Origin of the sequence: Geobacillus sp. (genome assembly GCF_017515625.1) — a bacterium.
Taxonomy (GTDB): domain Bacteria; phylum Bacillota; class Bacilli; order Bacillales; family Anoxybacillaceae; genus Geobacillus; species Geobacillus stearothermophilus.
On record NZ_JAFWFM010000172.1, the window covers coordinates 1 to 21,584 of the forward strand.

Sequence of the window (21,584 nt, forward strand, 5' to 3'; positions counted from 1 at the left end):
AGAATATGGCTAGAACGGACACCTTCGGAACGAAGGGAAGCGTAAAGGGTTCTTGTGTGTGGCTTACCGTTCAGCGAACACACACAAGTCGCTTGAAGCCCCCACCTCTAAGCGAAGCGTAGGTGGTGGGTAGTTCACATTAGCGGTCATTTGCCAGCAAATTTATTACCGCTACCGCCGCGGCCAGACGAACGATGAGCGGTTTCGCCATTTTGGCCAGTTTGTCGAAGCGCTCATTGAGCATGCATGGCAGCTGGCGACAGGACGGTGAGGCGGCGTGATGACAAAAGTGCATGTCGTGCTGCGCAAAGAAGACATTGATGAGATGGCGCTTGCTGATCGAAAGGTGGCTGTCGTGTTCGATGTTTTGCTTGCCACCTCGTCGATTACAGCAGTTCTCGCTGCCGGCGCTCGTTCGGTGATCCCGGTGCGCGATGCCGAGGAGGCCAAGGAGATCGCGCTTCGCTTGCCAGAGGGCAGCTATGAGCTCGTCGGCGAATACGAAGGGCGGACGATCGTCGGCTTTCATCCGCCCGCGCCGCTGTTTTTGCAGACGGTATGCCCGGAGAAAACGGTCGTTTTGTCGACGACAAACGAAAAGCGGGCGTTGTACGAACAAAGTTTGCGGGAATTGCTCGCGTGGGTGCAGGAAGGAAGCCTGAAGCTGATGATCGGCGGCGTCTACCCGCTTGAGCAGGCTTCTGAAGTGCATCGGCTGTTGCAGGGGCGGAAAACGCATGGCAAGCTATTGCTTGTGCCATAAGTATAGAAGAGGGGGCTGACCCAAAAGGCTGTCTGCTTTCAGGGTAGACACAAAATATAGTGCGGAAGAATCGGTCAGTGCGTATATATAGAGACGAAAGAGGGTGTCCCGATCCTTTTGGGACCCCCTTTTCTTGTATATTCCCCTAAAGCCAATGGTGAACAAAAGTCGAAAGAAAAGCAGCCTTTTTCTTATGGGGGCATGGCGGTCTAAGCCAATATGATTTTTGAAAACCATTACGGTCTGCGGCGCTTCGTTTGGATATACCGCTCGAGCCGGTCGAGCCCTTCTTTGAGCACATCGAGCGAATAAGCGTACGACAGGCGGACATGGCCTTCACCGTATTCGGAAAAGGCGCTGCCGGGAACGAGGGCGACGCCGGCGTTTTCGACGACATCGAGGGCAAAATCAAACGAAGACATGCCAAAGGCGGCGATTGACGGAAACAAGTAAAAGGCTCCATCCGGCTTCTCAACCGGCAACCCCATGGCGGTGAGACGATGATAGGCATACTCAAGCCGTTCGGCGTAAGCGGCGCGCATCGCCTCGGCGTCGTGTTTGCCGGCGGTCAGCGCCTCCACCGCTGCTTTTTGGCTGATCGATGACGTGCACGAGACGCTGTATTGGTGCACTTTCACCATTTGTTCAACGGCGAACGCTGGAGCGAAGACAAACCCGATGCGCCAACCGGTCATGGAGTGCGATTTGCTTAAACCGTTGATGACGATCGTCTGCTCCGGCAGCCACTCGGCGATCGAGTGATGGCGGCCGCGATAGACGAGCTCGCTGTAAATTTCATCGGAAACGATCCAAATCGGCCGTCCTTTCAAAAGGGAAGCGATGTTCTCAAGTTCTTCGGCTGACAGCGCCGTCCCGGTTGGATTGGATGGGTATGGAAGAACGAGGCAGCGCGTCTTTTCCGTCAAATAAGGCGCAATGAGCTCAGCCGACAGACGGAAACCGTTTGGCCTTGTGTCGATGTATACCGGTTTCGCCCCGCACAGGCGAATGAGTGGTTCATAGCCGGGATAGACTGGTGCGGGAAGAAGCACTTCTGTCCCTTCTTCTAAAATGGTGCGAAACGTAATATCAAGCGCCTGGCTGGCGCCGACGGTGGCGATGACTTCATCCGGCGTGTAGCGAAGGCCGTACTTGTCAGCGACGAATTGGCAAGCCGCCTGGCGCAGTTCCAGCAGGCCGGCGTTCACTGTATACGTCGTGAAATCGGCGGCGATCGCCTCCTGAGCGGCTGCTTTGACATGATCGGGTGTTGGGAAATCAGGCTGGCCGATCGTCAAGGAAACAAGTCCCGGCCGGTCAGCGACAAGGTTGAAAAATTGGCGGATGCCTGATAACTGAATGGCTTGAACACGTGGTTGAATGAGGTGTTTCACGGTTGTCCACCTTTCTTTTTTGTTTCTATTGTACCATTGGCGAGGAAAACGAAAAAACAAAAACGAGCCCCTTTCCGTCCGGATTGTTCCCACAAACGGAAATGGGGCTCACTTGGTCATCGACGATTCACTTTCCAACTTCGTTCGCTCCTTTTACGCGCCGTATTTTTTCAACAGGTCGTTATATTGGGTGGAAAGCTTGAAAAACAACGGCTTGTTGCCGGCCGCGAGCGCTTCATCAATTTGTTCCATCAGTTTTTTTCTTTGAAACTGGAAGATCGCTTCTTTCAGCACTTGTTCGGCCATCGGCCCGTAGCTGCTTTTTTCTTCCGGCTGGTTGAACAAAACGGCGCCTTCATTCGGGTATTGTTTTTCGTACATGATTCAGTCCCTCCCATATGGGAACGAAACAGTTCCCTTTCTTAATATTATCGTCGTTTTTGATGCTAATGTAAAGAAAATTTAGATAAATATTTTTTGTCAATTTTTTCTCTATATGATTTTTATACCCGTTTTTTGTTGGGACTTAACAGTTTTTCGGTTATGATAAGAGGAGAACAAGGCAAAGGTGATGGCGATGATTCGCACGTGTGTCGTGACAAAAGAATTTGAGATTTTGTATGATGTTGACGTAACGCTTGTCAACAGCCCGGACGTCTCATGGTATTGGGTTGACTTTCATGAGCCGACGGATGAGGAATCGGCGCTGCTCGCCTCCTTTTTCCGTTTTCACCCACTGGCGATTGAAGACTGTCTTGAATATGTGCAGCGGCCGAAGCTCGATTTTTATGACCGCTACTTGTTTGTTGTGCTTCATGCCATTGCCGGGATGACGCTGGAGGCTGAGGAAGTCGATTTGTTTGTCGGGCAAAATTTCATCGTTTCGTTTCATAAGTCGGCCATTCACGCGGTCGATGAGGTGTGGGAGCGATTGAAGCATGAAGAAGATGTTCAGCAGGGGCCGTTTCACGTCATGTACCGGCTGATCGACAAGCTTGTGGATGATTATTTTCCACCGCTTTACCATATTGAAGACGTGCTGAACGATTTAGAGGAGAATACGAACAATGAACCGATTCACGACATTATTGAAAAAGTGTTTGACATCCGTGGCGATTTATCGAAGCTGCGCCGAACGATCGTGCCGATGCGCGACTTGTTGTACCGCATCATCCATTCCGACCGGCTGCAGCGCATGAAAGAACGGCAGCTGTACTTTCATGACATTTATGATCATTTGCTGAAGCTGTCGGAAATGATTGAGACAAACCGAGAAATTACCGCGGATATCCGCGACAGCTATTTATCGCTCAACTCGAATCGAATGAACAATATTATGATGACATTTACAGCCATTACGACCATTTTCATGCCGCTCTCCTTTATTGCCGGCATTTATGGGATGAACTTTGATTATATGCCTGAATTGCACTGGAAGTACGGATACTTTGTTGTATTGGCTGCCATGGCGGTGATCGGCATGACGATGTTCGTCTGGTTTAAGCGCAACGGCTGGTTTCAGTTGTTGAAAGGCGACTGGGCGAAGGAGGAGCGGGAGCGCCGCCAGTAGCCGTATAAAACGGGCTGTTCCCCTCATATATATAATACATAATGACGGCAGTGTAAGCGCGAAGGAGGGGAACCGATGGCAAGAGGAGTGTGGGGCGTCGACTCGGCGCAAGCCGTAACGGATCAGCTGTTTCAATGCGTGCGGACGGAGCTTGGCTATCCGAAATTTTGGGGCCGTTATTTGTCGGAAGTGCCGAACGTGTCCGAAGGGTTGACACGCGACGAGATCGCCCGCATCCGCAGCTATGGCGTGAAGGTGCTGCCGATTTATAACGCCTTCCGCGAAGCGGTCGGCTATGCGAACGGTCAGGTGGCGGCGCGCAACGCGGTGTTCCATGCGCGGCGGCTCGGCATTCCGAAAAATAAACTGCTGTTTGCCAACATCGAAGACTTTTTCGCTGTGGATGCCGCTTGGATCGCTGCTTGGGTGGAAACGCTCTATCCGACCGGATACCGGCCGGGGCTGTACGCGGACCCGACGAAAGGGGATTTCGCCGTTGCCTATTGCGAGGCGGTCAGCCGGAACAACCAAGTGGCGGTGCAGGCGGTCATTTGGAGCGCCGCACCAAGGCCGGGAACGACGAAAGAGCAGAAAGCGCCGCGCTATCAGCCGGCTGCCCCGCCTTGCAGCGCGAATGTCTGGGTGTGGCAGTACGGGCGTGATGCAGAAGTCTGTCCGGTTGACACGAATTTAGCTGACCGACGCCTATTGGACTTTTTGTATTGAACAAAGCCGTTGCAACAAGGCAGCGGCTTTTTTATGCGGCTGGGAAATTGTTGGCTGTTGCGCGTCTTTTCTTTTAATTTTTTTTGCGGCTCTTCACCACAAGTTGTACTTGAGATTTTAAGATAGGTATGCATAGGGAAAATAGAGGGGACAAATAACAAGATCAAGCTGATGAAACGTGGGGGATACGGATACAGAAATATCCAGCGTTTTGCATGGCGGGTCCGGCTAGAAACAGCTAACATACTTTCATGACAGGTACAAGTACAACTTTTGGTGATGAACCTTTTTTGCTTGGATCGATTATATTAGTAATAGAAAAAAGGAGGATGTCAGTCGGTTGGGGAAAACGGAACGATGATCGAAAGGAGAGGGAATATGGATCGATCTGTCGCCTCACTGTTGGACCGCATCCATGAACAATACGAACGATGGAGGACGGGATCGCCGCTTGACGGTGTGGAATTGGCCCGATTTTTCAATGCTGTCGGCCGGACGGCGGCGGTGATTGGCCTTAGCGACATCGCTGCTGAAGCAGAGCGGCTCATTCACCGGTTGAACGGCCAAACGGAACGGCAATGGACAGCGGAGGAGGCGCTGATGGAGATGGTTCCTCTCCTTCGCTGCTTCTATGAAGCCGGGGAAGCGGCTTCTGCCACCATTCCCTCTTCGCACCGCCAAGGGCCGGAAGCAGCTATTCTCCTCTGTGGAAATGATCCCCTGTTTTTTGCTTACGTCCGCGGCGCCCTGCAAACCGTGCCATGGCGTTTCACGACGATTCCCTCCCTTGAGCAGGCGGCCGCGTCGATGTTTCGTCTCAGCCCGGATTGCATCATCGTCAGCGTGAAGGAGGGAGAGTGGGAGAATCCGGACTTGACGGTTTTGCTTGAGCGCGCCGGACAGCGCCCCTATCTTCCTGTTGTCATTGTGAGGAGAGACGAGGGCAAAGAGGGGCGGTTGAAAGGTTATGAGCTTGGCGCGGATGATGTCATCACCACCCCAGCGGCAGATGAGCTGTTCGTTCGCGTTCGCCGGCTCATTGAAAAAAAACGAAAAATCGATGACCTTGTGCTCATTGACGAATTGACAGGTGTGTATAACCGGAAGTATTTGCCGCGGGTATACGCCCGCCTTCGGAGCGACCTCGAGCGTTACGGAGCGCCAAGCTGTTTGGCGTTGCTTGATTTGGACCATTTCAAACAAGTCAATGACCGTTTCGGCCACCTTGCAGGCGATGCGGTATTGCAAAAGCTGGCTGCCTTTTTGCGCCAACATACACGTGGAGTGGATACCGTCGTTCGCTTTGGGGGCGAAGAGTTTGTCGTTTGGCTGGCCAAAACATCCAAAAGCGAGGCTCGTGCAGTGCTTGAGCGGCTGCAACGCCAGTTCGCCGCCGAAAAAATCGCGGCGGATGGCGCACTTCTATCATGTACGTTTTCCGCCGGCCTGGTTGAGTGTGATGAACCGGATCGGCCGCTTGACTATTGGCTGCGTCTGGCCGACAAGGTGCTGTATGCGGCGAAACGAGGCGGTGGCAATCGGATCGAAGAGGCGGCGCGTGAGAAAAGCGGTTCTTCGGATGAGGCCCCAAGCCAAGCATCAACGGATCGGCGGCGATGGGCGATTGCCATCGTAGACGACGATGAACTCGTGCGGATGATGATTGCTGATCTTGTCCGCAAGCTCGTCAATGAGCAGGGGAGGAAAGCGGACATTTACGAGTTTGGCGACGGCCTTTCGTTTCTCGAATCTCCGTTTTATCAAAGCGGGCGGCAATCTGTCGTCATTTTGGATCGGGTGATGCCAAAAATGGGCGGCCTTGAGGTGTTGAACCGCCTCCGTCAAGAGCGAAAGCCATACAAGGTGATGATGCTGACGTCGCGCCAAGATGAGCGGGATATTGCCCATGCGCTGAACCGAGGAGCGGACGAATATGTGACAAAGCCGTTTAAATGGCTTGAGCTTGAGGCGCGGCTGCGCCGGTTGTTGAAGGAGTTGGAGGAGTGATGGCGCTTTTTTCTGCCTTAGCCGCAACGATTGTTTTCCTTGCACTGTTAGTAAACCTATTTCTCTATTTGGTGGTGCGAAAAGGGAGGGAAAATAGACGCCAGGCAGAGATCAGGGCTTTGAAAAAGCGGCTCCATCTTCCGCTGTTTCGTCATGTGCTCGGCGAAGAGGAAGAGCTGCCGTTGCCGTCTTCGCCGCTTGAGCGTGAGGCGATGATGGAGCTCCTTGACCATTTCGCTTCGCTCTTGAAAGGCGAACAGGTGCAGGAGAGAATCCGAACATTGGCGGAAAAGCATTTTCAAGGATGGCTGCGCCGCTGGTTGTCAAGTCGGGATTGGAGCGAGCGGATGAACGCACTGTTTTTGATAGAGGATTTGCAGATGAAGGCGATGTTGCTGGAGATGGAGCGATTGTACCGCTCCGACCGGGTGACGAGAGGAGAAGAAGAAAAACTGTTGACAATTTTTGCCCGATTTGACTATAGCCCAGTGGTGACCTACGTGCTTGAGCCGAAATACGAATTGACCGAGTTTGCGTACCGAGTTATTTTTGGCCATATGAGCGAGCGGCTGCTTCGACAGGTGGAACAGCGATTTGATGAACTGACGCGGGCGGGGAAGTGCGCGTTCGTGGATATGATCGGCATCCGCCGGCGCGAGGAGCGGTCGTTTTTGCTGGAGCTGTTGGCATCCGATGAGTCGGAACTTCGCGTTCGCGCGCTCAAGGCGATGGCGGAAATCGGCATGCCGCTTGAAGCGGAGAGGCTCAAGCAGCATTTGTGCTCCTCCCATTGGCAAGAGCGGCTGATGGCTGCCCGCCTGGCGGGAAAATGCCGCGAAGAGCGGCTTCTTCCGTTGCTGTATGAGCGGCTTAGCGACCGTTCATTTGTTGTTCGTTCCGAAGCCGCCGCGGCCATCGCGCGTCTGCCGGGAGGCCGAACGGCGTTGCGCGCCGCGGCGCGCACAGCATCGGATCGTTATGCTCGTGATATGGCGAGGCAGTGGCTTGGAGGAGGAGAATGATAGTGGAAGCGTGGCGTTCGTTTCTTTGGGTCGCAGGACATATTGTACTGATTTACATGGTCATCGTTCTTCTTTTTTATGCCTTTTTGCTTGTTGTCTCGTTCATCCATTTGCGCCGCATTCATCGTCTTGATGACTGGGAGCCGTATGAAGAGCTGCTCGATGCGAGCTATGCCAAACCGGTGTCCATTCTTGTTCCCGCTTATAATGAGGAAGCGGGCATCGTCGGCTCGGTGCGGTCGCTGCTGGCTATTGAATATCCTGAGTACGAGGTCATTGTCATTAACGATGGATCGACTGACAAAACGCTTGAACGGCTGATTGAGCATTTTCATTTGCAGCCGGTCTATCGCGTCATTCGCCGCCAGCTGGACGCAAAGGAAATTAAGGCGGTTTATCAGTCGCTTAATTATCCCCATTTGTTTGTGCTGGATAAAGAAAACGGTGGGAAAGCGGATGCGTTGAACGCGGGAATCAACGCTTCTCGCTATCCATACATTTGCACGATTGACGGCGATTCGGTTTTGGAGCGGCGCGCGTTTTTGAAAGTGATGAAACCAATGCTTGAGTCCGACGGGGAGATCATCGCTTCTGGAGGAAGCGTCCACATCGCCAATGGCTGCCGGATTGAACGCGGTGAGATCGTCCAGGTTGGGTTGTCGCGGCGGCCGCTCGTCATTATGCAAACGATTGAATATTTGCGTGCGTTTTTGCTCGGCCGTCTCGGCTTAAGCCGCCACAACTTGCTGCTGATTGTGTCTGGGGCGTTCGGCGTCTTTTCCAAGCCTTGGGTGATTGAAGCAGGGGGATATGCTGATACAGTTGGCGAAGATATGGAGCTCGTCGTGCGTCTGCATCGACTGGCGCGGGAAAAAAACGAGGCGAAAAAAATCATCTACATCCCCGACCCGGTTTGCTGGACGGAAGCACCGGAAACGTATGGCGATTTGCGGAGGCAGCGGCGACGCTGGCATCGCGGGCTTTTGGAAAGCTTATGGATGCATCGATCGATGCTGTTCAATCCAAAATATGGCTCAATCGGCCTTCTTTCGCTGCCGTATTTTTGGTTCATTGAGCTTCTTGGTCCGATCGTTGAATTGATGGGCTATATTGTCGTTGTTTTCTCTTTATTTCTCGGAAACTTGTACGTCGAATTCGCTCTTTTGTTGCTGACGGTTTCGGTTTTGTACGGTTCGCTGTTATCAGCAGTAGCCGTCTTGCTTGAAGAGTGGACTGAGCGGAAGTTTCCGAGCATCTCTGATTTGGTGAAGCTGTTTTTCTTCGCGTTGACCGAGACGTTTTGGTACCGTCCGCTTACCGCTTGGTGGCGGTGCGAAGGGGTGATCGATGCCATTCGTCGAAAAAAACAATGGGGAAGCATAAAGAGGAAAGGGGTCTCAGCGTAGCCGACAGAACAGCGGCTGGCTTATTTGTTTTAGAAGGCCGGTGATTGAACAGGAAAGGTGGCCCAATCATGTTTCTCCTCAAATGGAGAAGCCTTACGGATATTGTTCTCCTCTTCATTCGAGAATCATCAATTTAGGGAAAATGGTTGCTTTTCACCGCCTCTTAGTGCAGCGAAAACGAGAGGGGACTTTCATTGCAAGACAGGGTGGGCGAAAAAGCAGGTTGAAGCAAAAGAGACATCGATGCCCCTGTTGCCGACCCGGCGCTAAGATGTGCCCACTGTTGAAAAAAACCGGCGTCCGCTTAATAGCGGTCGCCGAGCCGTTTAAATACGGGTCTTGTCAGCCGTTTCGGCTTTTGTTCCGGCTTTTCCTTCAGTCCGGTGTAGGCGATGAGAATGGCTTTTGCCTCTGACAGCGGCATCCGAGCTGGAGGGTTGCGGTATGAATCGTTGAGAGAGCCAAGGTGCGGAAGGGCGACGAAATCTTGTTTTGTCGGTGGGATGTGGAAGTAGTAGTCGCCGACGGCGACAAGCACGTCGGATTGCTGTTGGCTGTATCTCGGATTGCGGGAAAAATGGAGGCCCACTTTTTTCGCCTTGCCCTCCTCAAGCAGCTTCTCGATCGCTTTTTTCTTCAGAAGATAAAGAAACGAAGGGTTCAATGCTGTTTTGGCATGGCGGTTGACGGTAAAAATCGCTTTGGCAATATTGTCGACCGTCAATTGCACCGGTTTCATCGGCATGTCTCCTTTTTTCTTTCTATTATAACATAGGAAGCGGTGTTGTTGCCCGGTTTGTCCTACTTCTATCCGGGGGTAAGCGAAAAAACGGTCAACTCCGGCGGAGCGAAGAAGCGAAGCGGCACCCTTGTTGTGCCAAGGCCGCGGTTGACGTACAACAAGAGTCCGCCGACGTGGTAAAACCCTTCATAATACCGCTCAGACAACGGCGGCGTGATGAGCGGTCCGATAAACGGCAACTGAATTTGCCCACCATGGCTATGGCCGGACAGCTGCACGTGAATCGGGAGGCGGGATGTTTCCAAGGCGCCGTCCGGTTCATGGACGAGGGCGATCGTGTACGTTGCCGGCGGAATGCCATTTGTCATTTTCGACCAATCCGGACGGCCGAGCATCATATCGTCGCTGCCAGCGATGGCGATCGCGTGTTGGCCGCGGCGGATAAGCGCATGCTCGTTGACGAGGACGCGAAACCCAGCCCGCTCCATCAACCGGCGGTAAATGTCTGTTCCGTAACCGCCATGATCATGGTTGCCGTAGACGCTGAATTTTCCAAGCGGGGCCCGAAGGCGGGCGAGCGCTTCGGCGACCGCTTCTGTGTGCGGGTATCGGTTCGCCTCATGGAGCAGATCGCCGGTGAAGACGATCAAATCCGGCTCTAGCTTGTTAATTTGATCGATCACCTGGTCAAAGCGCTTTAATCCATAGTAATGACCGAGATGAAGGTCGCTGAATTGCAGCATCGTTGCGCCGGCAAACGACTTCGGGATGAGCGGGTGCGACAATGTATGGCGCGTTACAGACACGCAGGCCGGCTCGATCCAGCGGGCATAGCTGTACGCGGCCGTTGTGGCCAATGCGGCGGCTAGGCCGGTGCGCGCCAGCTTTTTTAAAAACGTGCGTCGGCTCATTTTTGCTGTCTCAATATGGTGCATCGTTCCGTCTGTCCTTTCATAAGCAGAATTATTATAACAAAAAACGGAAGATGAGGACAAGTAGAGAAAAAATAATGTTCGAATATTCAACCTTTTTATGATATGATGAAAAATGAATGAATCATCAGTCATGTTAGGGGGAGAGAAAATGAATGGAAAAGTTGTGATCGTGACAGGCGGATCAAGCGGCATGGGCAAATATATGGCCAAGCGTTTTGTTTCCGAAGGGGCGAACGTTGTCATTACCGGAAGGAGAGCCGATGCGCTGGAAGAGGTAAAGCGAGAAATTGCTGCGCCTGATGGGGGGCGCGTGCTCACCGTGCCGATGGATGTGCGCAATCCGGATCAAGTCGCCGAGATGGTGGGACGGGCCGATGCGGAGTTTGGCCGCATCGATGCTTTGGTGAACAATGCGGCCGGCAACTTTATTTGCCCGGCGGAAAAGTTGTCGATCAACGGCTGGAACAGCGTCATTAACATTGTGTTAAACGGCACGTTCTACTGCAGCCGGGAAGTCGGCAACTATTGGATTCAGCGCGGCCTGAAAGGAAATATCCTCAACATTATTGCGACGTACGCCTGGCACGCTGGCGCCGGGGTCATTCATTCAGCGAGCGCCAAGGCTGGAGTGCTGGCAATGACGCGCACGCTTGCTGTGGAATGAGGAAAAAGTACGGCTTCCGCGTCAATGCGATCGCTCCCGGGCCGATTGAGCGGACCGGCGGGGCAGAGCGGCTTTGGGAATCAGAGGAAGCAGAGCGGATGACGTTGGAAAGCGTGCCGCTCGGGCGGCTCGGGACGCCGGAAGAAATCGTGGCGGTCGCTTCGTTTTTGCTTTCAGATGAAGCCGCTTACATTAACGGCGCTTGCATCACAGTTGACGGCGGCCAATGGCTGAACCGGCGGCCGTTTTAATCAAATTTGCCATAAAGCAAGATGGTCCTCACCCAAAAGGGATTGCAGGCGGTATTTCTTCATTTATCGCAGGCAACCGGCTCATTGCACGCAACGGCCTTTGTCACAAGTGGATTCCCTGCTGCTAGGGGAGCCGCTTTTTTACGAGTCAGGAACGATTGGGCAATTATGCTATAATAAAGGCAAAGATGGTCGATGGGGATGAGGTGAACACGATGGATGCATTAGACGTGGTGGCCAACTTGCCGCAAGTGATTCCGCACTATCAACCGATTTTCAGCGCCGATGAGCATGGGGTCGTCGGCTATGAAGTGCTCGGTCGGTTTCAAACGGAAACAGGGCCGGTCAGCCTTGGGCCGTTTTTTCACGATGAAACCATTCCAGAAGAATTTCGCATCGAAGTGGATGATGTAATCACGAAAAAAGCGCTCGATTATTTTTTGGCGCTTGCGGATCAGACGCCGCTCATTTTTTTTAACCGCGACGCCAATTTGTTGATGCTCGATCGCGGCGAGTCGTTTTTGCAGCTGCTTCTTGCCTATGAGGCGAAAGGACTGGCGCTTGGCCGCATCGTATTAGAAATTAACGAGCAACATTTTAAAGGGGATGTTGATCAGCTCAACCATTTATTGACATACATCCGTACGTACGGTGTGAAAGTGGCGGTCGACAACATCGCTGAACATAGCATCAACTTGGAGCGGATCGGGGTGTTGTCGCCTGACATTTTAAAAATCGATTTGCATGAATTGCGAAAAGCGTCCGTTCATCAGGCATACCAAGGAATCGTCCATTCCATCTCGCTGTTGGCCCGCAAAATCGGGGCGACGCTTTTGTACGAAGATATTGAAACATCCTTTCAACTTCAGTACGCTTGGCGGCATGGCGGCCGCTACTACCAAGGGTATTATTTGGCGAAGCCCGGACCGGAAGCCGTGCCGCGCGATTTGTTGAAAGACTTGCTGCGCCAGGAATGCCATCGCTTCATCCAGCAAGAAAAGAAAAAACTTGAAACGCTGTACCATATTTCTGAACAGTTTCAGCAGCGAATCACGGCGTTGCTTGGCAAATACAAAAAAGCAGGCAATTTCAACGAACTCATTTCATCGCTGGCGGCCGAGCTCGATGACGTTTGTTTCCGCATTTACGTTTGCGATGAGGACGGCTTCCAGCAGTCGGGCAACATGTTCAAGCGCGGCGGCCGCTGGGAGCTCGAACACGAATATTACATGAAAAACTGGAGCTGGCGGCCATATTTTTTGGAAAACATCATTCGCATGCGCTCGCGTCGGCGGGGGATTTTATCGGATTTGTACACAGACATTGAAACCGGGGAGACGATCCGGACGTATTCGTATCCGATCGATGAGCGCCACTATTTGTTTATCGACTTGTCCTACAGCTATTTGTTTGAACATGACGCCCATTATTGACCGTATAAAATCGCCGCGTTGCGGCAAAGTAAGCATGAGGTGAAACTTATGGCACAGCTCACTTTTGTGTTATCTGCCCTCTCTGTACTGATCGCAGTCATCGGCTTCGTCTATACAGTCCGCCTCGGCCGCCAGCAGCGCTGGCAAGGAGAGCTTGACGGACCAGTTCCGAAAACGGTGCAAGAGCATGCGTATATGCGCAACCCGATGCTGCTCGCTTACGTATTGGCTACTTTGCTCGCTATTTTTGCGATCGGTTATTTGGCGCTGCGCTATTATTGAAAAGGCCATCCGTCTGGACGGCCTTTTTGATTGTCCGGAAATGGCGCTTTTTTTCGCGACTTTTTCCCGCCGCCGATGAATATATATGAAGCGGAAAGGGCAAAGGGGGAATGAAGATGGGGAAGCGGCTGCCGCTTCAGCTGTCGGGCGAGGAAGCGACACTGTTGCTCGAGGTGATGTTTAGCCAGCAGTACGCGCTGGAACTCGTCCGTTCTGAGCTGGAGGATATTGAAAACGGAGATAAAGAGGCCGATGAACAGAGATACCGGCAGCTGCTGCGTTTGTATGACCGGCTGCTGACCGAGGAAGGATAAAAACAAAGCTGATGCTATCGCTTGTAAGGAAGCGATAGTCTTTTTTATGGTATCATACAGGTGGAGAGGAGAAGATGCATACAGAGAAAGGCGGAACGGATGTATGAGCTTATTTGCAAATGAGGAATGGGCGAACATGACGGTCAAGTCATTTTTGATTCCAGCTGACAAAGTAGCGCACGTTCAAGTGGGCAATTATTTGGATCATGCGATGCTCGTCCTGACGAAAACCGGCTACTCGGCGATTCCGGTGCTTGATACGTCGTACAAGCTGCATGGGCTGATTGGCATGACGATGATTATGGATGCGATTTTAGGGGTGGAGCGCATCGAGTTTGAACGGATCGAGACGATGAAGGTCGAAGAAGTGATGAACCGAAACATTCCGCGCCTGCGGCTTGACGACCGGCTTTGGAAAGCGGTAGGGCTCATCGTTAACCATCCGTTTGTGTGCGTTGAGAACGAGGATGGCTATTTTGAAGGGATTTTTACCCGCCGCGAAATATTGAAGCAATTGAATAAACAGCTGAGGCGGTCGAATCAGGGCCGAAAACTTTTATGAATTGATGCTTGTCACCAACATCTTTGTTTTGCTAAAGTAAAAAAGAATACAGCATGAAGGAGGAAATCGCCGATGAAGATGATGGACGCCAATGAGATCATTTCGTTTATTCAAAACAGCAAAAAATCGACACCGGTTAAAGTATACATAAAAGGGGAACTCGAAGGCATCGATTTCGGCCCGAGCGCGAAACCGTTCATCACCGGAAACACCGGGGTCGTGTTTGGCGAATGGCAAGACATTCAAGCCACAATCGCGGCGAATCAAGACAAAATCGAGGACTACGTCGTCGAGAACGACCGTCGCAACTCGGCCATTCCGCTGTTGGACTTAAAAGGAATCAAGGCGCGCATCGAGCCGGGCGCCATTATCCGCGACCATGTGGAAATCGGCGACAACGCCGTGATCATGATGGGAGCGGTCATCAACATCGGTGCGGTTGTCGGTGAAGGAACGATGATCGACATGAATGCGGTGCTCGGCGGCCGGGCGACGGTCGGAAAAAACTGCCATATTGGCGCCGGAGCGGTGTTGGCCGGAGTCATTGAGCCGCCATCGGCGAAGCCGGTGATCGTTGAAGACGATGTCCTTGTCGGTGCGAATGCTGTCATTTTGGAAGGCGTCACCGTCGGCAAAGGGGCGGTCGTCGCCGCCGGGGCGGTCGTCGTCGAGGATGTGCCGCCGTATACCGTTGTCGCCGGCGCGCCGGCGCGCGTTATTAAGCAAATCGACGAACAAACGAGAGCGAAAACGGAAATTAAACAAGAGCTTCGCCAGTTATAATGACGGGAAAAAAGCTGTCCGCTCACGGGGCAGCTTTTTTCCAATGGAGGAGAGAGGATGGAAGCGATCAGCCCATTTGTCGCCATTCGACGCGACTTGCATAAAATTCCCGAGCTCGGGTTTCAAGAGTTTAAAACACAGCAATATTTGCTTCACTATATTCGGTCGCTGCCGCAAGAGCGGCTTCAAGTCCGGACATGGAAAACCGGGATTTTTGTCAAAGTCAACGGAACATCGCCGCAAAAAACGATTGGCTACCGCGCCGATATAGACGGGCTGCCGATCCGCGAGGAGACCGGTTTGCCGTACCGCTCTGAACATGAAGGGTGCATGCATGCGTGCGGCCACGATGTGCATATGAGCATCGCTCTTGGCGTGCTCACCCATTTCGCACATCATCCGATTCAAGATGACTTGCTGTTTATTTTCCAGCCGGCCGAGGAAGGGCCGGGCGGGGCGAAGCCGATGATGGAAAGCGACATCATGCAGGAATGGAGGCCGGATATGATCGTCGCCTTGCATATCGCCCCGGAATATCCGGTCGGCACTATCGCGACGAAAGAAGGACTGTTGTTTGCCAATACATCGGAGCTGTTTATCGATTTAAAAGGAAAAGGCGGACATGCAGCCTTTCCCCATTTGGCGAACGATATGGTCGTCGCTGCCTGCACACTCGTCGTTCAGCTGCAGTCGATCGTCGCCCGCAACGTTGATCCGCTCGACAGCGCCGTCATTACGATCGGGAAAATTGCCGGGGGGACAGTGCAAAACGTCATCGCCGAACATGCCCGGCTCGAGGGAACGATCCGGACGCTGTCGCCTGCGGCTATGGAAGTTGTCAAGCGGCGGATTGAGGCGATTGTGCGCGGAATCGAAGTGGCCTACGAATGCGAGGCGGCGATCGATTACGGCGCCATGTACTACCAAGTGTACAACGATCCGGCGCTGACAGCGGAATTTATGCGGTTTGCCGAAGCGCATCCCGGTATGAACGTCATTCGCTGCAAAGAGGCGATGACCGGTGAAGATTTTGGCTATATGCTGGCGGAAATCCCGGGATTGATGTTTTGGCTCGGCGTGGATTCGCCCCATGGGTTGCACCATGCAAAGCTCACCCCAAATGAAGAGGCCATTGACCGGGCGATCGCCTTTTTAATTGATTATTTTTCATGGAAAGGGAACGCCGAATGAAGTATAGTTCCACCTCCATCAAGACACATTATGTATATGAGGAGGTGGAGTGTGATGGCGAAAATCGGTGTTGAGCAATCGCTGACCGACGTGCAGGAGGCATTGAGAGAAAGAGGGTATGAGGTTGTTCCGCTTGGCGGGGAACAAGATGCCCGGGGCTGCGACTGCTGCGTCATTACCGGCCTGGACGCCAATATCGTCGGCATTCACAACATCGTCACGTCCGGTCCGGTCATTGAAGCGAGCGGGCTTACCGCAGAAGAGATTTGCCAAAAAGTCGAAGAAAAACTTCGCTGATGACGAACGTTCGGGCTGTGTGCGCTGGCAGCCCGCTTTTGGGTGAAATGGCAAAATCGCATAGCGTAAAGGAATGGTGGAAAAGGAACGAAGAACGTTTTCGTTTCTTTTTCTTTTTTTGCTAAAATAAGGGGAGAAACAATGCTTGATCAACGATGGAGGAGTGTCAATGAAAAAGAAACAGTTTGCCGTCATCGGCCTCGGGCGCTTTGGCGGCAGCATCTGCCGGACGCTGAGCGAACAAGGGATGGAAGTATTGGCCATCGATATTGATGAAGACCGGGTAAACGAATTTGCGTCGATCGCTTCACACGCCGTCGTCGGCGACACGACCGATGAAAACGTGCTGAAAAGTTTAGGCATCCGCAACTTCGACCATGTCATTGTCGCGATCGGCGACAACATCCAGGCGAGCATTTTGACGACCCTGATTTTAAAAGAGCTCGGCGTCAACCATATTACGGTCAAGGCAACGAACGATTACCATGAGAAAGTGCTGAAAAAAATCGGCGCTGACCAAATCGTGCATCCAGAACGGGACATGGGCGAGCGGATCGCCCACAACTTGATTTCCAACAACGTCCTAGATTATCTGGAGCTGTCGGACAAATACAGCATTGTCGAAATCGTGGCAAGCGAGCGGCTTGACGGCCATTCGCTTTTGGAGCTTGACATCCGCGCCCGCTATGGCATCAACATCGTCGCCATCAAGCGTGGAACAAGCGTCATCGTCTCCCCGCTCGCCTCGGAAATCATCCGCAAAGGCGACGTGTTGGTCGTCATCGGCGCTGACAGCGACATTGACCGGTTTGAGGAAAAAGTGGTCGGTTGACGGCTGGCAGGCGGCCTGTGCATGATGATGACGGAAAAAGGGCATCCTTTTGCAAGGACGCCCTTTTTTCTTTAGATTTCCATGATGATCGGCAAAATCATTGGCCGCCGTTTCGTCCGCTCGTACAAGAACGGAGCGAGCGTTTCCGTAATTTCGTTTTTGATCTCCGACCATTGGTTCGTTTTCCGTTCCAGCACTTTTTCGAGATGCTTGGAGATCAACACTTGCGCTTCGCTGATTAAGTCACCTGACTCACGCATATAGACGAAGCCGCGAGAAATAATGTCCGGGCCGGCGGCGATTTTGAATTCTTTCATGTTGATGCTGACGACAACGATGACGAGTCCTTCCTCTGACAAAATGCGGCGGTCGCGCAAGACGATGTTGCCGATGTCGCCGACGCCGCTACCGTCAATATAAACGGAGCCGGACGGAATTTTGCCGACGATGCGCGCCTCGTGTTCACTGATGCCGAGCACCTCGCCATTGTCCATAATAAAGCAGTTTTCCTCCGGCACGCCGCAGTCAATGGCGAGCTTGGCGTGCATTTTTTGCATCCGGTATTCGCCGTGGATCGGCATGAAATATTTTGGCTTCATGAGCCGGATCATCAGTTTTTGCTCTTCTTGCCCGCCGTGGCCGGACGTATGGATGTCGTTAAGCGGGCCGTGGATCACTTCCGCACCGGCTCTGCACAGCATGTTGATCGTCCGGTTGACGCTCACGGTGTTGCCCGGAATTGGCGATGAGGAGAAAACAACCGTGTCGCCTGGGATGATTTGAATTTGCCGGTGCGTGCCATTGGCGATGCGCGACAACGCCGCCATCGGCTCGCCTTGGCTGCCGGTGCACAAAATCGTCACCCGATTGGCCGGCAGGCGGTTGATTTCGTTAGCGTCAACAAACGTGCCTTTTGGGCATTTGATGTAACCGAGTTCTTGGCCGATTTCAATCGCCGCTTCCATGCTACGGCCGAAGACAGCGATTTTCCGGTTGTTGGCGACCGCCGCTTCGGTCACTTGTTGAAGCCGATGGATGTTGGACGCAAACGTTGCAAAAATAATCCGGCCGTTCACTTTGCGGAAAATGTCGTGGATGCTCTCGCCGACGCGCCGCTCGGACATCGTGAAATGCGGAATTTCACTGTTCGTGCTGTCCGAGAGCAAGCAAAGCACGCCTTCCTTCCCTATTTCTGCCATTTTTGTCAAATTTGCCGGTTCGCCGACCGGTGTAAAGTCGAATTTAAAGTCTCCTGTGTGGACGATTTGGCCAACCGGCGTTTTAACGACGATGCCGTAGCTGTCCGGAATGCTGTGCGTCGTCCGGAAAAAAGTGACCGCTGTTTTTTGGAAGCGAATGACATCCTCTTCGCGAATTTCAATGAGTTTTGCCTGACGCAGCAACCCGTGCTCTTCGAGTTTATTGCGGATGAGCCCGAGCGCCAGCTTGCCGCCGTAAATCGGGATGTTCACCTGCCGGAGCAAATACGGAATGCCGCCGATATGGTCTTCATGCCCATGGGTAATGAACAGCCCTTTCACTTTTTCCGCGTGCTTGACTAAATACGAATAGTCCGGGATGACGTAGTCGATGCCGAGCAATTCGTCTTCTGGAAACTTGATGCCCGCGTCAATCACAATAATTTCGTCTTGAAATTGTACGCCATATGTATTTTTCCCGATTTCACCCAGTCCGCCGAGGGCAAACACACCGACTTGCTGATCCGTTAATAGTTTCATGATGAGATCTCCAATACTTGAAAATTAGCGCTTTTCTTTTCGTACTCCAAATGCGCCCCCTCTAACGGCTGAATATACTCGATATTGATCGGACGGTTTTGCAACTTTTGGCGTACTTCCCGCTCTGATTCTGCTTCAATGTAGAGCGTTTTCGTTTTTTCTCTCACGGGCACCTCTTCCGCGTTGTCTTGGTAAAACACTTTGAAAATCATGACCGAATCTCTCCTTATCGTACAATGATTGCTTTTCCATTATATAAAAATGCAACCCCGTTTTCATGTTTTTTGTCGTTCAAAAGCAAAAAAACAGGCGGGAGGTGTGCCGACGGTACGTATCATCTTTGACGGATTTTGGCCGTTTCATTCGCCAAAGTGGGAAAGAAGCCCTTCCGTCCGAAGGGCTGTTGTTGGAACAGTTAGGCGATCAATTTTTTCCGGAGCAAATCTTTCCACTGTTGAAGCAGCTTTTTTTTCAGCTTTTTCAACATTTTTCATCACTCCTTACTTTTTATTGTACTCAATTTGCGACGAAAGTAAATGTTTCTATTATATATGTTATGTAGGTAGAGGCTTGTTTTTCATGGGGAAAAATGGAACGAACCGTGTATTTCGATTGACATTCCAATTGTTTTTCAGTACGGTAAACAGTGAATACATTTTCGGCAAGGAGAAGATAACGTGGGCAGAAAAATCGTGTTTTTCGACATTGACGGCACGTTGCTTGATGAACAAAAACAGCTGCCGCCATCAACCGTTGAGGCGGTCCGCCAGCTAAAACAGGCCGGCGTCTATGTCGCCATCGCCACCGGCCGGGCGCCGTTTATGTTTGCGGATGTACGCCGCCAGCTTGGGATCGACTCGTTCGTCAGCTTCAACGGGCAATACGTCGTTTTTGAAGGAACTGTCCTGCATAAGCGTCCGCTCCGCCGCGAGAAAGTGCGGACGTTGGCTGAGGACGCCCACCGCAACGGTCATCCGCTCGTCTTTATGGACGCGGAGGAAATGAGGGCGAGCGTCGGCGACCATCCGCACATCCATGTCAGCATGGGAAGCTTGAAGTTTTCCCACCCGCCTGTCGATCCCCTTTATTACGAAAACAATGACATTTACCAAGCGCTGCTGTTTTGCCGCGCCGCAGAAGAAGAACCGTACGTGCGCAATTATCCAGAATTCCGTTTTGTCCGTTGGCACGATGTGTCGACCGATGTGCTGCCGGCAGGGGGATCGAAAGCGGAGGGGATCCGCCTGATGATTGAGAAGCTCGGGATTGACAAAGGCGATGTGTATGCGTTCGGCGATGGGCTGAACGACATTGAAATGTTGTCGTTCGTCGGAACAGGAGTGGCGATGGGAAATGCCCATGAGGAAGTGAAACGGGTCGCCGATTTTGTAACGAAACCGGTCAGTGAAGAAGGCATATGGCACGGATTGAAACAATTGCAATTGATTCCATAAACAGCTGCCCCGCCGCTCATTCGGCGGGGCAGCTGTTTGGCATGGCCGGCCACGGTTCAGCGCCCGATCGGGATCGCCCCGTCTGGCACTTGGAACGGGTCGGCTGGATTGATGCGATCATAAAACATAATGCCGTTTAAATGGTCGATTTCATGCTGGAAGACGATGGCCGGCAATCCTTTGAGGCGCAAGGTGACTTCCTCGCCGTCGAGCGTCGTGCCGGTGACCGTGATGCGGGCATAGCGCAGTACGTATCCGGGCACATCACGGTCGACCGACAGGCAGCCTTCCCCCGTCGTCAAATAACATTGCTGCACAGAGTGGCTGACGATTTTCGGATTGAACAAGGCATAGCTGTACAGCGTTCCGTTTTCATCAGTGACATGAACGGCAATCATCCGTTTGGAGACGTTGATTTGCGGAGCGGCGAGGCCGATGCCGGGCCGCAGGCCGTATTTGGCCGCCAGTTCCGGATCTTGGCTCATTTTCACATAGTCAAGCAAGCTTTGCAAAATGCGTTTGTCTTCCTCTGAAGGCGGCAGCGGAACGGGCTCAGCCACTTTCCGCAGCGTCGGATGCCCTTCTTTAATGATATCTTTCATGGTGATCATTCGCCTTTTCACTCCTGTTTCTCGCATCGCGGTCTACAGTGTTAGTCTAACAAAAATGCCTGTGCGCCGTAAATGAAAATGCGGCCGTCTGGAGATATTATCGGCGTATAAGGAATAAATTGGAAAATAAACTTAAGAAAGCGCTGTCAATAACATGAACGGACATTGCGTTTTGCATTTCCCGAAAAATATAATACAGAATTAATACAGTGTTGTTTCGATGTGGTATAACAGATGGTTTCAGGAATGTTCCTGATTCCAAATACAACCAGGAGACAAAAGGGAAAGCAACGGAAAATCAAAGTCGTTGACGGCGTGAAAAATAAAGTGTAAACTAAAACTTGAGAACAGACGCTGTGTTAATGAGGATATAAAAAATAGTAATACAGATGTCGGCGCCGTTTTCGGTTTCCGTTGCGCCAAGCGGCGGCTGCTTTTTATTTCTTCTTTACTTTTGGGTACATTCACGAGTGTTGATTATCCAAAATTATACATACGCCTTCCATAAATTTGGGCATACTCAAACAAAGCAGCGGCCATCCCGGATTTCCAATCGAGAGGAAGCTGCCCAGAGAAAAAACGGCGAACAAACGAAATGAAGGAAAG

23 protein-coding genes and 4 pseudogenes are annotated in these 21,584 nt (G+C 52.1%); 18 read left to right on the forward strand and 9 right to left on the reverse strand.

From position 1 onward, the window contains the following. Positions 1-133: 133 nt before the first annotated feature. Positions 134-271, forward strand: a pseudogene (locus tag IKE44_RS10050) (phosphotransferase family protein); the annotation flags it as partial. A 9-nt stretch (positions 272-280) separates the two neighbouring features. Beyond that, positions 281-763, forward strand: coding sequence for a 2-phosphosulfolactate phosphatase (locus IKE44_RS10055; protein WP_081256702.1), 483 nt, complete (start codon positions 281-283; stop codon positions 761-763). Between the two features lie 236 nt (positions 764-999). Here the strand turns inward: IKE44_RS10055 and IKE44_RS10060 are convergent, their stop codons facing one another. Then, positions 1,000-2,157, reverse strand: a complete 1,158-nt coding sequence (locus tag IKE44_RS10060; RefSeq protein ID WP_049624554.1) for an aminotransferase A — start codon at positions 2,155-2,157, stop codon at positions 1,000-1,002. Between the two features lie 153 nt (positions 2,158-2,310). Then, positions 2,311-2,538 (reverse strand): IDEAL domain-containing protein, encoded by a 228-nt coding sequence (locus IKE44_RS10065; protein ID WP_033016247.1) that lies wholly within the window; start codon positions 2,536-2,538, stop codon positions 2,311-2,313. Positions 2,539-2,734: 196 nt separating this feature from the next. On the opposite strand from IKE44_RS10065, the gene corA reads away from it, so the two are divergent. The 6 genes and pseudogenes from corA (at position 2,735) to IKE44_RS10095 (ending at position 8,888) form a co-directional block, all read left to right on the forward strand. Then, positions 2,735-3,727 (forward strand): magnesium/cobalt transporter CorA, encoded by a 993-nt coding sequence (gene corA, locus IKE44_RS10070; protein ID WP_183083995.1) that lies wholly within the window; start codon positions 2,735-2,737, stop codon positions 3,725-3,727. A 75-nt stretch (positions 3,728-3,802) separates the two neighbouring features. Next, a complete protein-coding gene (locus IKE44_RS10075; RefSeq protein WP_055358212.1) occupies positions 3,803-4,453 on the forward strand; it encodes a glycoside hydrolase domain-containing protein in 651 nt (216 codons plus the stop codon). Positions 4,454-4,588: 135 nt separating this feature from the next. Next, positions 4,589-4,708 (forward strand): annotated as a pseudogene (locus IKE44_RS10080) (transposase); the annotation flags it as partial. Between the two features lie 123 nt (positions 4,709-4,831). Then, the gene (locus IKE44_RS10085) at positions 4,832-6,460 is read left to right on the forward strand and encodes a diguanylate cyclase (RefSeq protein ID WP_287465803.1); all 1,629 of its coding nucleotides are present in this window, start codon (positions 4,832-4,834) and stop codon (positions 6,458-6,460) included. A 119-nt stretch (positions 6,461-6,579) separates the two neighbouring features. Next, entirely contained in the window at positions 6,580-7,482 is a 903-nt protein-coding gene (locus IKE44_RS10090; RefSeq protein ID WP_231107621.1) for a HEAT repeat domain-containing protein, read from the forward strand. Then, complete coding sequence (locus tag IKE44_RS10095; protein WP_121678178.1) at positions 7,479-8,888, forward strand: glycosyltransferase family 2 protein; 1,410 nt, start codon at positions 7,479-7,481, stop codon at positions 8,886-8,888. The genes IKE44_RS10090 and IKE44_RS10095 overlap by 4 nt, the downstream gene beginning before the upstream one ends. A 304-nt stretch (positions 8,889-9,192) precedes the next feature. On the opposite strand, the gene IKE44_RS10100 is transcribed toward IKE44_RS10095, so the two are convergent. Together IKE44_RS10100 and IKE44_RS10105 are read right to left on the reverse strand one after the other, a co-directional pair. Beyond that, a complete protein-coding gene (locus IKE44_RS10100) occupies positions 9,193-9,627 on the reverse strand; it encodes a YkyB family protein (RefSeq protein ID WP_287465808.1) in 435 nt (144 codons plus the stop codon). A 68-nt stretch (positions 9,628-9,695) separates the two neighbouring features. Beyond that, positions 9,696-10,565: a metallophosphoesterase gene (locus tag IKE44_RS10105; RefSeq protein ID WP_049624542.1), complete on the reverse strand. Its 870-nt coding sequence runs from the start codon at positions 10,563-10,565 to the stop codon at positions 9,696-9,698. A gap of 148 nt (positions 10,566-10,713) precedes the next feature. Here IKE44_RS10105 and fadH point away from each other — a divergent pair. The 9 genes and pseudogenes from fadH (at position 10,714) to IKE44_RS10150 (ending at position 17,174) form a co-directional block, all read left to right on the forward strand. Next, positions 10,714-11,480 (forward strand): annotated as a pseudogene (gene fadH / locus IKE44_RS10110) (2,4-dienoyl-CoA reductase). 215 nt (positions 11,481-11,695) lie between these two features. Continuing rightward, on the forward strand, positions 11,696-12,913 hold the full coding sequence (locus IKE44_RS10115) for an EAL domain-containing protein (RefSeq protein WP_049624555.1): 1,218 nt from the start codon (positions 11,696-11,698) through the stop codon (positions 12,911-12,913). A 48-nt stretch (positions 12,914-12,961) separates the two neighbouring features. Further along, positions 12,962-13,195 carry a hypothetical protein gene (locus IKE44_RS10120; RefSeq protein WP_033016232.1) on the forward strand — a complete coding sequence of 78 codons (234 nt, stop codon included), beginning with the start codon at positions 12,962-12,964 and terminating at the stop codon, positions 13,193-13,195. Between the two features lie 116 nt (positions 13,196-13,311). Then, positions 13,312-13,509: an antirepressor AbbA gene (abbA, locus tag IKE44_RS10125; RefSeq protein ID WP_033016231.1), complete on the forward strand. Its 198-nt coding sequence runs from the start codon at positions 13,312-13,314 to the stop codon at positions 13,507-13,509. Between the two features lie 103 nt (positions 13,510-13,612). After that, entirely contained in the window at positions 13,613-14,071 is a 459-nt protein-coding gene (cbpB, locus tag IKE44_RS10130; RefSeq protein WP_049624543.1) for a cyclic-di-AMP-binding protein CbpB, read from the forward strand. Positions 14,072-14,143: 72 nt separating this feature from the next. Next, a complete protein-coding gene (gene dapD, locus IKE44_RS10135; protein WP_287465811.1) occupies positions 14,144-14,854 on the forward strand; it encodes a 2,3,4,5-tetrahydropyridine-2,6-dicarboxylate N-acetyltransferase in 711 nt (236 codons plus the stop codon). Between the two features lie 57 nt (positions 14,855-14,911). Further along, positions 14,912-16,045, forward strand: a complete 1,134-nt coding sequence (locus IKE44_RS10140; protein WP_033016225.1) for an N-acetyldiaminopimelate deacetylase — start codon at positions 14,912-14,914, stop codon at positions 16,043-16,045. A 54-nt stretch (positions 16,046-16,099) separates the two neighbouring features. Then, positions 16,100-16,342 carry a YkuS family protein gene (locus tag IKE44_RS10145; protein ID WP_033016221.1) on the forward strand — a complete coding sequence of 81 codons (243 nt, stop codon included), beginning with the start codon at positions 16,100-16,102 and terminating at the stop codon, positions 16,340-16,342. 169 nt (positions 16,343-16,511) lie between these two features. Further along, positions 16,512-17,174 (forward strand): potassium channel family protein, encoded by a 663-nt coding sequence (locus IKE44_RS10150; protein WP_011230552.1) that lies wholly within the window; start codon positions 16,512-16,514, stop codon positions 17,172-17,174. A gap of 71 nt (positions 17,175-17,245) precedes the next feature. Here IKE44_RS10150 and rnjA read toward each other — a convergent pair whose 3' ends face one another. From rnjA to IKE44_RS10165, 3 genes are all read right to left on the reverse strand, one after another. Continuing rightward, positions 17,246-18,913 (reverse strand): ribonuclease J1, encoded by a 1,668-nt coding sequence (gene rnjA / locus IKE44_RS10155; protein ID WP_033016220.1) that lies wholly within the window; start codon positions 18,911-18,913, stop codon positions 17,246-17,248. Then, a complete protein-coding gene (locus IKE44_RS10160; RefSeq protein WP_033008480.1) occupies positions 18,910-19,125 on the reverse strand; it encodes a DNA-dependent RNA polymerase subunit epsilon in 216 nt (71 codons plus the stop codon). Before IKE44_RS10160 ends, rnjA begins: the two co-directional genes overlap by 4 nt. Positions 19,126-19,272: 147 nt before the next feature. Then, positions 19,273-19,407 (reverse strand): hypothetical protein, encoded by a 135-nt coding sequence (locus IKE44_RS10165; RefSeq protein ID WP_255350129.1) that lies wholly within the window; start codon positions 19,405-19,407, stop codon positions 19,273-19,275. A 183-nt stretch (positions 19,408-19,590) separates the two neighbouring features. Here IKE44_RS10165 and IKE44_RS10170 point away from each other — a divergent pair, with 183 nt between their 5' ends. Continuing rightward, entirely contained in the window at positions 19,591-20,367 is a 777-nt protein-coding gene (locus IKE44_RS10170) for a Cof-type HAD-IIB family hydrolase (RefSeq protein ID WP_033016218.1), read from the forward strand. 56 nt (positions 20,368-20,423) lie between these two features. On the opposite strand, the gene def is transcribed toward IKE44_RS10170, so the two are convergent. Continuing rightward, on the reverse strand, positions 20,424-20,978 hold the full coding sequence (gene def / locus IKE44_RS10175) for a peptide deformylase (RefSeq protein WP_033016217.1): 555 nt from the start codon (positions 20,976-20,978) through the stop codon (positions 20,424-20,426). A 477-nt stretch (positions 20,979-21,455) separates the two neighbouring features. Continuing rightward, positions 21,456-21,584: pseudogene (locus IKE44_RS10180) on the reverse strand (IS4 family transposase); the annotation flags it as partial.

What these genes read in the sequence shown, in the direction of transcription:
- IKE44_RS10055 (WP_081256702.1), top strand. Translation starts at nt 281, where the DNA reads ATGACAAAAGTGCATGTCGTGCTGCGCAAAGAAGACATTGATGAGATG.
- IKE44_RS10065 (WP_033016247.1), bottom strand. Translation starts at nt 2,538, where the DNA reads ATGTACGAAAAACAATACCCGAATGAAGGCGCCGTTTTGTTCAACCAG.
- corA (WP_183083995.1), top strand. Translation starts at nt 2,735, where the DNA reads ATGATTCGCACGTGTGTCGTGACAAAAGAATTTGAGATTTTGTATGAT.
- IKE44_RS10075 (WP_055358212.1), top strand. Translation starts at nt 3,803, where the DNA reads ATGGCAAGAGGAGTGTGGGGCGTCGACTCGGCGCAAGCCGTAACGGAT.
- IKE44_RS10085 (WP_287465803.1), top strand. Translation starts at nt 4,832, where the DNA reads ATGGATCGATCTGTCGCCTCACTGTTGGACCGCATCCATGAACAATAC.
- IKE44_RS10095 (WP_121678178.1), top strand. Translation starts at nt 7,479, where the DNA reads ATGATAGTGGAAGCGTGGCGTTCGTTTCTTTGGGTCGCAGGACATATT.
- IKE44_RS10100 (WP_287465808.1), bottom strand. Translation starts at nt 9,627, where the DNA reads ATGAAACCGGTGCAATTGACGGTCGACAATATTGCCAAAGCGATTTTT.
- IKE44_RS10105 (WP_049624542.1), bottom strand. Translation starts at nt 10,565, where the DNA reads ATGCACCATATTGAGACAGCAAAAATGAGCCGACGCACGTTTTTAAAA.
- IKE44_RS10115 (WP_049624555.1), top strand. Translation starts at nt 11,696, where the DNA reads ATGGATGCATTAGACGTGGTGGCCAACTTGCCGCAAGTGATTCCGCAC.
- IKE44_RS10120 (WP_033016232.1), top strand. Translation starts at nt 12,962, where the DNA reads ATGGCACAGCTCACTTTTGTGTTATCTGCCCTCTCTGTACTGATCGCA.
- abbA (WP_033016231.1), top strand. Translation starts at nt 13,312, where the DNA reads ATGGGGAAGCGGCTGCCGCTTCAGCTGTCGGGCGAGGAAGCGACACTG.
- cbpB (WP_049624543.1), top strand. Translation starts at nt 13,613, where the DNA reads ATGAGCTTATTTGCAAATGAGGAATGGGCGAACATGACGGTCAAGTCA.
- dapD (WP_287465811.1), top strand. Translation starts at nt 14,144, where the DNA reads ATGAAGATGATGGACGCCAATGAGATCATTTCGTTTATTCAAAACAGC.
- IKE44_RS10140 (WP_033016225.1), top strand. Translation starts at nt 14,912, where the DNA reads ATGGAAGCGATCAGCCCATTTGTCGCCATTCGACGCGACTTGCATAAA.
- IKE44_RS10145 (WP_033016221.1), top strand. Translation starts at nt 16,100, where the DNA reads ATGGCGAAAATCGGTGTTGAGCAATCGCTGACCGACGTGCAGGAGGCA.
- IKE44_RS10150 (WP_011230552.1), top strand. Translation starts at nt 16,512, where the DNA reads ATGAAAAAGAAACAGTTTGCCGTCATCGGCCTCGGGCGCTTTGGCGGC.
- rnjA (WP_033016220.1), bottom strand. Translation starts at nt 18,913, where the DNA reads ATGAAACTATTAACGGATCAGCAAGTCGGTGTGTTTGCCCTCGGCGGA.
- IKE44_RS10160 (WP_033008480.1), bottom strand. Translation starts at nt 19,125, where the DNA reads ATGATTTTCAAAGTGTTTTACCAAGACAACGCGGAAGAGGTGCCCGTG.
- IKE44_RS10165 (WP_255350129.1), bottom strand. Translation starts at nt 19,407, where the DNA reads ATGAAAAATGTTGAAAAAGCTGAAAAAAAAGCTGCTTCAACAGTGGAA.
- def (WP_033016217.1), bottom strand. Translation starts at nt 20,978, where the DNA reads ATGATCACCATGAAAGATATCATTAAAGAAGGGCATCCGACGCTGCGG.